Consider the following 12,362-nt stretch of genomic DNA (forward strand, 5'->3'; position numbering starts at 1 on the left):
AACACCAGGCGTCTTTTTTTATGAGCAAATGGTTTTTCTAAAGCAAACCGGATATTTTTGTTGCATGAATATTCTTGTAACCGGAAGCGCCGGTCACCTGGGCGAAGCTATTTTGCGCAGCCTCAAGGGACAAGGCGTTCAAGCGAGGGGTGTGGATATCAAAGCATCGGCGTTTACAGATCATGTGGGCTCTATAACCAACCGGGAATTTGTAAGCAACTGCCTGAAAAATGTATATGCCGTGATCCATACGGCAACGCTGCATAAACCTCACATCGCTACGCATAGCAATCAAAACTTTATCGACACCAATGTTTCGGGCACACTGGTATTACTGGAAGAGGCCGTAGCTGCCGGTATAAACACCTTTGTTTATACCAGTACCACCAGCACATTTGGCGCGGCCATGAATCCTGCAGCTGGCGAGCCGGCAGCCTGGATCACCGAAGAAGTAATCCCCATTCCCAAAAACATTTATGGTGTAACCAAAATAGCGGCCGAAAACCTGTGCGAAATGTTTGCCCGCAAACACAACCTGGGCATAGTGATTTTACGGACATCCCGATTTTTCCCCGAGGCGGATGACGATGCCGCCGTGCGCGGAAAATACAGCGCGCCCAATGTACAGGCAAATGAGCTGCTGTATCGCCGGGTAGAAATGGAAGATGTTGTCGATGCGCATATCCTGGCAGTTGAAAAGGCCAAGGCAATCGGGTTTGGACGTTATATCATTTCGGCGACAACACCGTTTACCAGGGATGACCTGGCGATGCTCCACACCAACGCCCCGGAAGTGGTAAAACGGCTCTTCCCGGATTACGAACAACTTTTTGCCTTTCAGCAATGGACGATGTTTCCGCATATAGACCGTGTTTATGTGAACAGTCGTGCCCGGGCCGAGCTGGGCTGGCAACCCAAATATGATTTTGCCTATGTACTGCAATGCCTGAGCGAGGGCATCGATTTCAGAAGCCGTTTATCTCGGGATGTAGGCAGCAAAGGCTACCATGATACAGTTTTTGAACAAGGCCCCTACCCGGTTGAGTAGCTAAAAGTGGGTTTACATGGGTTTACACTTTTTATGATTTACATTGATTTAGTTTATTGAAAATCAATGCATTAAACTAAATTTTGTCTCAAAAAGTGGGTTTACATGTAAACCCACTTTTTGGTCTCTTTAGGGGTTCCTGAATCTGCTTCCGGCCTAACAATATAAGGGGGCTGTAAAAGATCGATCGCACGAGATTGACTCACCCCGACATCGCTGCACTTGTCACCCCTCTCTCCGCTTCGCGCATAGAGGGGCCGTAAGTCTCTTCTCTCGACGCGTCATTGCGAGGAGGAACGACGTGGCAATCCCCAATAAGAAGGTCCGCTCTGTAAGTAGGGGATTGCCACGCTGCGCTCGCAATGACGTGAATATTAAAAAACGCAGACAGCTGAGTATAGATAAAAACTATACCCGTTCAAGCGTGAACGCCTATTCAAGCGAGGACGCTTGAATAGGCGTTTTTCTTTTCAGCCTTTAGTCTGTGGGTTTTTACCGCACTTGTTTCGATGCTCTCCCTTACCAGGAACTTGTTTTGGTGTGGATAAACTCTCTTTGGTAATTCAATGGGCTTTTACCGGTTATTTGCTTAAAATACTTATGGAAATTGGTAAAATTATTGAACCCGCTTTCGTAGCAAAGCTGTTTCAGGGGCAGCTTGTTTTCGATCAGCAGTTTACAGGCATGGCCCACCCTGATCTCCAGTAGAAACTTAGAATAGGTTTTGCGCGTACGCGATTTAAAATAACGGCAAAAGGAGTTGGGACTGATGCCCGCCAGATCGGCCAGTTCATCCATGTGGATCTTGTTTTTGAAATTGGCCATGGAGTACTCGTAGATCACGTTGATACAATCGTTACCGGATTTTTCAATATTCGGACTAAAACCAATGGAAGATAAAACCTCGGCCTGATCACTGCCCGCAATAATGTTGAGCGCCTCCATCAATAAAATGATCCGTTTTGTACCCTCGGCAGTAAGCAGATCTTCCATAATGCCGGCAATCACTTTCTTTGCATTACCGGTAATTTGTATCCCCCGTTTAGCTTTCTCCAATACGGTCTTGATCATTTTATTTTCGGGCAATTGCAAAAACCCGTTTCCCCAAAAATTCTCACAAAAATGAGCCACACGGATATCAACCGGCGCTGTATCTTCTGTTGAAAAATACGCCTCGTCAAAACGCCAGTAATGCGGCAGGTAAGTGCCTATCATCACCATATCCCCGGCATTAAACGGCCTGATATTATCGCCCACAAACTGAGTTCCGCTTCCTTTTTTAAAATGGATCAGTTCAATTTCGGGGTGATAATGCCACCTGTTGTTGATACACGGAATGAGGTCTTGCCTTGCACTAAAAGACTGAGCAGGGCCTGCTGATACTTTGAGTAATTGTGGCTTCATTCAATTGGTTTTTAATTGGTTATTAAAACAAAAACTATTGCTCCCTGATAGAGATATCGGCAAAATAAACGTCCTCATCTCTGATGTATTCTGCACTTTTTAAGCTCCGGTATACGCCCCATTTTGGCCGGCAAAATGATGTGCCCTTTCGCCACAGATCGATATCCTTATTGGTATAATTCAACAATACTTTGCCATCGGCCACCCGTTTAATCGTAACGGAATAACTGCCATGGGTATCGTAATGCATGGTTTCAGTCGCTTCAACCCAGGTGCCTTTAAAATCGGCCAGGTTCACTTTTGTCAAAACACCCTGCGAGGTTTCTTTTACCGCCCCGGTATGGATTACCTCCAACAGATCGGGCTGACCATACCGGGGCGTAAAGGTGATGATCGGCGCGCCGGCATCGCCATCGCCGGCCTTGATCTGGTGAATGTGGGTAAATGTGGGCTGAGCTTTAAAACCGCTGTCTATTTTAAATTTCCATTTGTATTCAACCGTTTCGCCCTGCTCTCCTTTCAAATTAGCGGCAGAGGGGCTATAGGTTTTGATCTCCACCCGCTCCCGGTCGAAATTTTTGCAGCGGTCATTATCTTCCTTAACATGACTGTGAAAAACAAACACATATTCGTTCAGCTGTTTATCAAACGCCTCGGTAATATGTTTAACTGGGTGGGCGCAATCCGGCACTTCGCAGGCACTCCCTCCTAATACGCGCGATATTTGCTTATAGGCGTCGCTGCTGCCATCAGCTTTCAGCACAACCTGCGCCTTGAGCGTGCCGCCCGTAAGCAGCACGCCGGCAATTAAACATAGGGGATTATTCAATTTCATGGCTTAGTCCAATGCTCCGGTTTTCATTTTACCATTTTGATTTGCTGCTTGGGAAGCTACCGCTCCTTTCACTTCCACTTTAATTACGGTAGCTATATTATCTGTGGCATTAGCCGGTACATTTATGGTTGTTCCGTCGCCAGAGGCTTCGGTTTTTAAAGCCGCTCCGCCTGCCAGCATTTTTGCGCTAAGGATCTCGTTTTTTAAACCGGGAACAACCAATTTGCCATCAGCTGGCCAGTTAAATACCGATAGATACAGCGTGGTATTTTTACCATTGGGTTTAAGCGTGCAGCGCCCCCAGCTTAGTGCAGGCAGCGGACTTGCCTTGGTGGCATATATGGCTTCGCCGTTTGCCTTCATCCATTCGCCCATTTTTTTTAGTGAGGCTATGCTTTCCTGCGGAAACTCGCCCTCGGCATTTGGACCAACGTTTAACAGGTAGTTACCCCCTTTTGACGCGATATCGATAAGGTTATGGATCAGTATTTCGGGCGATTTCCATTTATGGTCATAGCTTTTATAGCCCCAGGTACCATTCATGGTCATGCAAGTTTCCCAGTCTTTACCATCAAGCTCACTTAGGTTGGGGATCTTTTGCTCGGGTGTTTTATAGTCGCCAGGAAAGTTGGGGCGTTTTAAACGATCGTTGGTGATGATATTGGGCTGCAGTTTTAATACATCGTTCAATTTTTGAGCAAACTCATCGGTCATGTTGGTTGGGGTATCCCACCAGATCACGGCCACATCGCCATAGTTGGTCAGTAATTCTTTTACCTGCGGAACGGCTACCCGGTCGATATACTCGGCCATGGTTGAGGTGGTTTGTGCAGGGTCCCAATGCCCGGTGTGCTCGGCTGTATAGGCATCTATTTTGGCCGAATCGGGGTTTGCCCAGCCCTCGCTGCTCACCTTGCGGGCAGCAGCGCCCCCCGGATTATTCCAGTCCTGCGCTTGCGAATAATAAAAACCCAGCTTGATACCATATTTTTTACAGGCCGCAGCCAAAGGTTTTAAAACATCCTTACCATATGGAGTAGCATCGGCGATGTTCCATTTGCTGGCGTTTGATTTAAACATCGCAAAGCCATCGTGATGTTTGGCGGTGATCACAATATATTTCATACCAGCTTCCTTAGCCAGTTTTACCCAGGCATCGGCATCATATTTTACGGGGTTGAATTTTTTGGCAAACTCCTGGTATTCGGCTACGGGGATCTTGGCCCGGTTCATGATCCATTCGCCACCACGCCCCACTTCATGCCCTTTGTACATACCGGCCAGCTGGGCATAATCGCCCCAGTGAATAAACATACCGAAACGGGCTTCTCGCCACCATTTCATGCGCTCATCGCGCGAAAGCTCTTTTTGAGCAAAAACACTATGTATAAAAAAGACGGACAGCAAACATGCTATAAAAAGTTTCTTCATCAGGTTTATATTTTGGCAAGTACAATACTCACCCTGGTTTATAATACTACTATACAATGCGCGTGGTATTTGGTACCACATTTCTCTGGAATAATCTACGCAATCGTTTTCGCTCGAATCAGATCTTACTGCCCGGGCTTCTCCCCCTTTCCATATACAGCCCGAAATTATTGATGCCCACATAATCATTGGCTTTTGATACAGTCAGGCGAACCTTCCAGGCAATAGTTGCCGGGAATTTTACGACCAGGTTTTTCCCGATGGTGGTTCCTTGTGTCAGCAGCTTCCAATCACTATCCAGCTGGGCCTCGACTTTATAGGCGTTTATGTGCTCGCCTTGTTCGTTGATCTGCAGGGTGTTTATTGCTACAGGGCCTTCCATGTCCACCTCGAGCGTCGCTTTGGTTACGCCATCGTTGGTGCGCCAGTATGTGGCCGGGTTACCGTCGATCGCTTTTTCGCCGCCAAATTCGCGGGTACTTCCTTTTACATCGCTGGTATTTACCGGGCGGTCAATGGCCTCATTAAAGCCGAGTTTATCGCTTTGTGTTTTTAGCGGCAACAGGCTTACCTGTTTATTCGGGAACATATCCACAGTATTGCCTGTGTACCCTATATTTTTAAGCCCCTTTGCGCCTAAACGTTCGGCCAGCTGGGCCAGGTAAAGGCTTTGGATCTCTACAGGCGAGCCATGCGAATCGAAATTGCCGTCGGGCAAAACAGGGGCGCTGTCAAATAAGCGTGCGGTTTGTTCGCGTTTGCCAATACAGCCGATGGCCCAGTTTACCGCGCCCGGCGGGTTTTGGATAACATATGTTTTGGCGATACAATTCCAGGCTACGGCCCAGCCCATCGTCCAGCCATGACCCGAGCCTGCGATACCCCGGTTCATAAAATCTATCCCGCCATCGGGCACGGTACAGTTATCCACCAAAAGCCCGGTCGCCCACCGCTGATGGGGTTGCACCCGGCTGCGTGTACCCCTAAAGGTGCAATTGAGTAAAACATTGGGGCCGGCAATTAAGGATGAGGTCCACACGAAGTACATATTGCCGCCGGTGATCTCGCAACGGTCGATCAGGTTTTGGCCTCCCTCCAAACTAAAATCTGTTGGTTTTGATGCACCCAAATTAGCGTAGGTGTGTTTCACGATCACCTTTTCCATGGTGATGCGGTTACCGGCAAGCACCGTGGTGTTCATGGTTTCTTCGCAATACACATCCTTTACCCAGCAGTCATCGCCGCCAACACGGATGCCTGCATAAGGAGCATGACCATAGTCAATTTCGAGCGGCGGGCATTGGATGTGTATATTTTCGATACCTGCCTGCGTAACCCGCGATACCGGCTTTGCTTTGACGATGACGATACCGGGAGAATTTAAAAACTGCGCGTCATAAGAGTCGGCCAGGGGAATATCAATAGTGAGTTTATTACCTGTTATGCCGACTATCTTTCTTTTGATAACACCCCGTGAACCTGCTTTGAGCCAGGTTTCTTTTTTACCATCGCGCCACATGTCGTCCATTCTCATAAAGTGCACCCAGCTTTCGGTTACCGGGCGGTTGATCGCTATAGTATCACCAATGGCAAATACGGACGCATCGGCAACACTAAAAGATGTACTGCCCGATGGTACATAGGCATCCGAGATAGTGGTTTTAGCAGTATTAACGGCACTACTATCCCCTCTTTCTGTTCTCCCCAAAGACACATTGGTGTTTCCCCGACCAATTACTATTGCAGTATGATGATCGCCGACCATTTTGATGGTAGTACCATTTGCACCGCTGCCGTTACCCTGTAATACTACGCCGCTTGTTGATAAGAGGATTGGGCCAGAACAGGTAAATGTACCCGGAGCAAGCTCTACCGCCCCCCGGAATCCATTTTGCAAAGACATCGCCGACACCTCATCTATAGCACTTTGTATGGCCTGGGTATCATCATTCCCCGATGGTTTTACTACTCGTTTTATAGGAACTGTCGGCAATGCCACGCCACCGCCCATATAGCCGGCCGCTGAAAAATCCATGATCCTGTCGCCGGCGGGTGTGATTTTGTAAACCAGTTTGCCATCCTTGCCCCGGTATACCCACTGACTTTTATTTTTTTGCGCAAATGTGCTGGCTGCAATGAACCAGCATAATATAAATACACAACTGTTTTTCATGTTGATAAGATCGTTTTAATTTTTAGCCTGATAACCAACCTCTGCCGGACTAAGCGCATGTGCTTTTACAGGCGCATTACTTAATTCGTCGGCACCGATATCAAAAGGCTGGACGCGTAGCTGGCCATCCATATCTGTAGTCATACCAGGATACACGGTCGTTCCGTGGTCAATAGCGGGACTGCCCGCCTGTATATGATATGTTCCTGATACGTTTTTTGCCAATTTAGGATCAACTGTAGTATACCCTTCCGCAGGTATATTACCGGCATCCTTTACCTGGAACAATATATTGCGCGCCCATTGCGGATTGGTGTATGGCCCGGATATAGTAGCTGCCGGTCCGCCACCCTGGATGATATTATCGGCTACCGTGATATAAGTAGCGCCCATTCCGTTTTTGCGGCCGGTTTGGATGATGTTTTCTTTATTATTAACCAGCGTGTTGTAAGCGATAATCACACGGTCGGGCCTGTCATGCGCGGTAAGTTGGGCCCCATCGGCAACTTCTCCATCACCATTGCCTATCACAATGGCCGGGCTGCAGTTTTCAAAGTAATTACTGTAGATAATGTGATCGTCGCCAAAGATCCTTAAGCCCGGCGTATTGAAAAAGTAATTGCCATATACCAAACTTTTGTTGCCATGGCGCAGGGTAAATTGTGCAGGACAATCACGAACAGTATTATACCGAAGCGTTACGGCCGATGCTTTAACCGAGATGAGCTCGTTTTCCCCTTCGCAGCGTTCAAAAAGGTTGTATTCAACAATGCTATTGCTGGATGATAAGCTGAAGCCGCTTAAGCCAAACTGCAATGCCTCGGCTCCGTTTTTACCGCCCTGGCTGGCGAAATTGTTAAAATAGTTATGGTGGATGTACAGCCGTTCGGCTATTTGCTTGCCCTCGCCGCGAATGGCGATGAACCTGCCCATGGCGTTTTTGTTTTGGAACGTATTATGATCCACTTCGTGGTCGCTGCCGGCAACGGTTAAATCTTCTCCATCGCCCTGGTTTTCAAATATGTTTTGCGTAAAACGGCAGTGAGTGGTACCTATTCCGGTTTTGGCTTTGGATGCCGCATGGGTGAATTTAAATCCGCGGATGATCACAAATGCCGCCGGGCTTTGTAGGCTAAAACCGCCTTTGCCCGTAATTTCCGCAGCACCTGTATGTTGCGCTGCAATGGTGATCGGTTTTTCGTGGGTGCCCTTTCCACGCACAGCGATATCTTCGGTGGTAGTATAAACCCCGTCGGCCAGCAGGATCTGGTCGCCCGCTTTTGCCTTATCAATGGCCTTTTGTAAGTCGGTAACAGACGATACGGTAACCGCTTGCGCCAATATGTTTTGGGATGGCAATACTAATAAAACAAGCCACGCAATAGTCAGGCCACCCATGTTGTTTTTTAAATAGATGTAAAACTTTTTTTTGTACATGATGCTCGGTTTTTAGGAAGATAAAAAGTATGATCTGACTAACATCGGTTTATTTTTTAGCGGTTCATTTGCACCAATAAGCTAATTAATACACTCCATTGGCCTATCGTTATTGTTACAAACCCCTCAGCTTTACCGCTTGTGCGGATGCGCCCGATGTTAATACCAGCACCTTGTCCGCCTTTGTGGTATCACCTCCATCTATAATGATATTGGCGCATGCCTTGCCTTCGGCCTGCAGCAAATTGGTTACGGGTGTTAGTACCCTTAGAGCGCTTACCAAAACATCCCGGGTATTGATGAAGCGGAGTAATGATTCGGAACCTTTTTGGCCCTGTGCGCTCAGTCCATTCAGTGCAGCGTCTTCCACATTATCGAGTACAACAGCCGGGCGCAGATCTGGGCTGTCCATGGTCAGTCGTACGTTATGGAGGGTTAGGCCGCGTACATTCCGGGCATATATACCGTATGCGGGTGGTACTCCTATCTGGTAATACTCCGCGGCTACTTTTGGCACATCGCGCACCGCTCCTTGTTCTGCCGTGCCTCCACCGGGAAATGTGATATGAACATCATTAAAACTGATATTTTCCAAAAAGATATCGTCCATGGCATTCAGTGTAACGCATGAAAATATTTCGCCGGGATTGTATTTGCTTGTAAACTCCGAGCCGCGAAGCTGCACCGGCTTTACCACCGTTGCATGGATATGATTAAAGGAAATATTGCGTACAATCGCCTGGGAATTCGCGACGGTATTAACGGATGATTTCCCGTTGCCCGAACCAATGGAAATAGGTCCGGTTACGTCCTTCATCACCAGGTTTGAAAACGAGATATTCTCAAACCGAGAACCAGGTGAACAACGCATCTTTATAGGGCAGCCATAGGTTTCATAAATAATGCAGTTAGAAACGGTAATGTTCTCGGCCTCACCTCCGCCAAACCGGAATACGGACCAGCGTGTACTAAACGAACAATCAGAAACGGTTACAAATTTACAGCTGCCAAACAAGGCGCAGGCATCATCCTGGCATTGCACATCGCAATTGGAAACATGCATATAGCTACTACCGATAAAATGAAAGCCATCATTATTATGGATCACTTTGCTGCGGATGTATAAGCCTTCGAATTTCCCCAATGTACACATACAAACCCTGATGGAATGATAGGCGCTGTTGTAGAGCGAAATATCGCGCACCGTTAAATTTTTACATTGATAAAAAAGCAAATGATATGGGCGGTGATTTCCTGAGATACCCGCCGGTGGCAATACACCTTTGGTATCACTGCGGAATTGCGCGCCTTGTCCATCAATACTGCCATTACCTTCAATGGTGATATTCTCGGCATTGGCGGCAAATATCAAACCTACGTTACCATCGTTCATGGTCCAGCCAACGTCCAATGGAATAGCTTCACTGGCATGGTATTGTTTACCATCAGCGCTGCCTAATAGTTTTCCTTGTGCGGCAATATGCAGTGTAACATTGCTTTTCAGCTCCACCGTGCCGATAACAAATACACCTGCCGGTACCAGCACCGTTCCGCCCTGTTCCTTGTTGCATAAATCAATAGCCGATTGCACAGCCGCGGTATCCAGCGTTTTACCATCGCCCCTGGCCCCAAAATCGCGAATGTTATATACCCGTGCTCCAATGTCATTATTGGTTGCTTTTACCTGTCCGGGGCGTTCGGCGCCAAATGATCCTGCACCGACTGCTGTTAGTCCGGTTGCCAGCGAGATCTTGCCCATAGTGCCCAGCCAGTTTCGGCGGGATACGGAGTTGTCATGTGTGTTTGCCATTTGTTTTCATTTTCAGTGTGTTTAAAAAGAGCCGGCCGCAACAGGGAGCCCCGTCGCGACCGGCGAACCAATTAAACCACGTACTATTTTGTTTGATAAAAAAGTACCCTGTCTATCACCTGTATGGCCCCGTTTAAGGCCAAAATGTTGCTGGTGCGCACACTCACATAAGCTACCGAATTGGAAAAATCATTTAACCGCATGGTAAAGTTCTGATCATTATTAACCCGCAGGGTCATGATCGATGTGGGGTTCAGCGGATCGTAATTTAACGGCTGAAGCGTTGTGGCTACCACATTGGTAGGTGTTAAATTGTTAAATGAATACGCCCCCTGTACTATTAAATACAACAGATAATTTTTTACCTGTTCCTTGGGGTAATCGCTCCATTTGGTGGCCGGTTTGCCGTTTACCAGGTATTTACCCCAGTAACAATCGGCAGTGATCACCTTGTTTGATAGCCTGTAAACGGCGTCGTTATGCAGAAATATAAAAGTGCAATCGGTTTTGATATACAAATTGGTATCAATACCGGAGTATTCGATAGCCTGGCGCATCAGCTTAAACACCGTATCTTTCCCGGCAAAGTTGTAGCTGCGCTCCTTGATATACTGCCAGGCGGTTTTATTGATATGCGGATCGAGCACATAGGGGTGATAATCGGCATTTTCCTGCAATTTTAATCCGGCCAGGTTACAGCCAGCCATACTTATTAAAAGGCCCATACATGCAAGCCATACAATTGCTTGTTTCATCGTTTTCATTTGCTATAAATTAATAAGGTGGATTTTGAGTGAGCTTGGTATTGGCATTCAATACATTTTGGTTTATAGGCCAGTATATTTTGCGGACATCGCCAAAACCTGTTGGCGGAAATCCTTTTAACGTTTGCCGTATTTTAATTAAAGGATCCATGGTCGAAACGATAATACCGTTACGTTGCAGATCGAACCAGCGTTTGGCTTCGCAAAATAATTCCAGTTGGCGCTCACGCAGAATGCCGTTTCCATTTACCGGGTTGCCGTATAACATATCATCGGCACTGGCAAAATCACTTGCCTGATAGGCGGGTAAACCTGCCCGGGTATGCACCATGTTTAAATAAACGAGCGCGTTGGCCAGGTCGCCTGTCCGGTTTAAGGCCTCGGCCCGTAAAAGGTAGATATCCGCCAGGCGGTACAGCGGGAACAGCAAGTTGGCCTGCGGCGAATTAGGATAGATCTGGTTGCCATTCTTATCCAGATTAGGGGCGTAATACTTCCATATTTTATCGTGGTTGTTCACTTTAAAATCAATGCTCTGGGCGCCACGTATATCGGCAGTGGTGGTTGTAAAATAGGTCCACAATGCCGGGTCAACGGCAAAATCGCTGTTGGTATCGCCAGCCCCTATTTCCTGCGATGTTTTATTACCGCCATCAACCGTAAAATCCCAGTTCAAACTCCAGATATCTTCTTTAGAATTTGTGGGCGATGTAAAGATGTTTTTCCAGGTGGCTGTAGGCTCCAGGCTGTAGCGTTTTAATGCCAGCAGCTTATCGCACCATGATAAAGCATTGGCATAATCATGGTTATACATATAAACATCCATCAGCATGGCTGCTATGCCTCCCGAATTCACGTTCCAGACAACCGCTGCGGTTTTATCAGACAAGTCATAAGCTTTTAACAGATCGGGCAGGATCTCATTTTTCATGATATCAGCCGCCGGGGTTACGCCTTTATAGGGATCGGTGCTCAGATCTTCGTAGGGCTGTGTCCATAGTGGAACATTGCCCCAAAGTCGTATCAACCAGAAATAACAGTAAGCCCTGATACTCAATGCCTGGGCCTGCAGATCATTGGAGGTAGCCGCATCAATTACCGGAATAGTCGGGATGTATTTTATAGCAAAGTTGGCCCGACTGATAGTGGTGTAGATCAGGGTCCAGTCGGCCCCATTTGTGCTGGGTGTTAGCACGTTGATCGCCAACGGCAGGGCGTCGTTATACGTTGGGTGAAAAGTGAGATTATCGCTCCGCCCGTCGCCCCAATAAATGAACTGGCTGTTGAACATATCCTGGATACCGTCATATATACCCGCAACGCCTGCTTTGGCGTCATCGGCGTTTTTCCAGAATTTATCACTTCCTAACTGACTTTTAGGGGGCTGATCCAACAGCTTTTTACAGCCCGATACGGTGATCAGCAAGGTTAAAAAAGTAACGCTTAATATTTTTTTCATA

9 protein-coding genes are annotated in these 12,362 nt (G+C 47.3%); 1 reads left to right on the plus strand and 8 read right to left on the minus strand.

From position 1 onward, the window contains the following. Positions 1–64: 64 nt before the first annotated feature. On the plus strand, positions 65–1,048 hold the full coding sequence (locus FHW89_RS06480; protein WP_172334204.1) for an NAD(P)-dependent oxidoreductase: 984 nt from the start codon (positions 65–67) through the stop codon (positions 1,046–1,048). Between the two features lie 519 nt (positions 1,049–1,567). Here the strand turns inward: FHW89_RS06480 and FHW89_RS06485 are convergent. From FHW89_RS06485 to FHW89_RS06520, 8 genes are all read right to left on the minus strand, one after another. Further along, positions 1,568–2,452 carry an AraC family transcriptional regulator gene (locus FHW89_RS06485; protein ID WP_172334205.1) on the minus strand — a complete coding sequence of 295 codons (885 nt, stop codon included), beginning with the start codon at positions 2,450–2,452 and terminating at the stop codon, positions 1,568–1,570. A 34-nt stretch (positions 2,453–2,486) separates the two neighbouring features. Next, a complete protein-coding gene (locus FHW89_RS06490) occupies positions 2,487–3,287 on the minus strand; it encodes a heparin lyase I family protein (protein WP_172334206.1) in 801 nt (266 codons plus the stop codon). A gap of 3 nt (positions 3,288–3,290) precedes the next feature. After that, positions 3,291–4,718: an alpha-L-fucosidase gene (locus FHW89_RS06495; protein ID WP_172334207.1), complete on the minus strand. Its 1,428-nt coding sequence runs from the start codon at positions 4,716–4,718 to the stop codon at positions 3,291–3,293. Between the two features lie 118 nt (positions 4,719–4,836). Then, positions 4,837–6,891, minus strand: a complete 2,055-nt coding sequence (locus FHW89_RS06500; protein WP_172334208.1) for a discoidin domain-containing protein — start codon at positions 6,889–6,891, stop codon at positions 4,837–4,839. Positions 6,892–6,906: 15 nt separating this feature from the next. After that, the gene (locus FHW89_RS06505; RefSeq protein ID WP_253952182.1) at positions 6,907–8,328 is read right to left on the minus strand and encodes a polysaccharide lyase 6 family protein; all 1,422 of its coding nucleotides are present in this window, start codon (positions 8,326–8,328) and stop codon (positions 6,907–6,909) included. 115 nt (positions 8,329–8,443) lie between these two features. Continuing rightward, positions 8,444–10,138 carry a glycoside hydrolase family 28 protein gene (locus tag FHW89_RS06510; protein ID WP_216650493.1) on the minus strand — a complete coding sequence of 565 codons (1,695 nt, stop codon included), beginning with the start codon at positions 10,136–10,138 and terminating at the stop codon, positions 8,444–8,446. Positions 10,139–10,221: 83 nt separating this feature from the next. Then, positions 10,222–10,893 (minus strand): fasciclin domain-containing protein, encoded by a 672-nt coding sequence (locus FHW89_RS06515; protein ID WP_172334209.1) that lies wholly within the window; start codon positions 10,891–10,893, stop codon positions 10,222–10,224. 19 nt (positions 10,894–10,912) lie between these two features. Then, the gene (locus FHW89_RS06520) at positions 10,913–12,361 is read right to left on the minus strand and encodes a RagB/SusD family nutrient uptake outer membrane protein (protein ID WP_172334210.1); all 1,449 of its coding nucleotides are present in this window, start codon (positions 12,359–12,361) and stop codon (positions 10,913–10,915) included. Between the last annotated feature and the right edge of the window lies 1 nt (position 12,362).

The organism is Mucilaginibacter sp. SG564 (genome assembly GCF_013149275.1).
Taxonomy (GTDB): Bacteria; Bacteroidota; Bacteroidia; order Sphingobacteriales; family Sphingobacteriaceae; genus Mucilaginibacter.

What these genes read in the sequence shown, in the direction of transcription:
- FHW89_RS06510 (WP_216650493.1), bottom strand. Translation starts at nt 10,138, where the DNA reads ATGGCAAACACACATGACAACTCCGTATCCCGCCGAAACTGGCTGGGC.
- FHW89_RS06515 (WP_172334209.1), bottom strand. Translation starts at nt 10,893, where the DNA reads ATGAAACAAGCAATTGTATGGCTTGCATGTATGGGCCTTTTAATAAGT.
- FHW89_RS06500 (WP_172334208.1), bottom strand. Translation starts at nt 6,891, where the DNA reads ATGAAAAACAGTTGTGTATTTATATTATGCTGGTTCATTGCAGCCAGC.
- FHW89_RS06495 (WP_172334207.1), bottom strand. Translation starts at nt 4,718, where the DNA reads ATGAAGAAACTTTTTATAGCATGTTTGCTGTCCGTCTTTTTTATACAT.
- FHW89_RS06490 (WP_172334206.1), bottom strand. Translation starts at nt 3,287, where the DNA reads ATGAAATTGAATAATCCCCTATGTTTAATTGCCGGCGTGCTGCTTACG.
- FHW89_RS06505 (WP_253952182.1), bottom strand. Translation starts at nt 8,328, where the DNA reads ATGTACAAAAAAAAGTTTTACATCTATTTAAAAAACAACATGGGTGGC.
- FHW89_RS06480 (WP_172334204.1), top strand. Translation starts at nt 65, where the DNA reads ATGAATATTCTTGTAACCGGAAGCGCCGGTCACCTGGGCGAAGCTATT.
- FHW89_RS06520 (WP_172334210.1), bottom strand. Translation starts at nt 12,361, where the DNA reads ATGAAAAAAATATTAAGCGTTACTTTTTTAACCTTGCTGATCACCGTA.
- FHW89_RS06485 (WP_172334205.1), bottom strand. Translation starts at nt 2,452, where the DNA reads ATGAAGCCACAATTACTCAAAGTATCAGCAGGCCCTGCTCAGTCTTTT.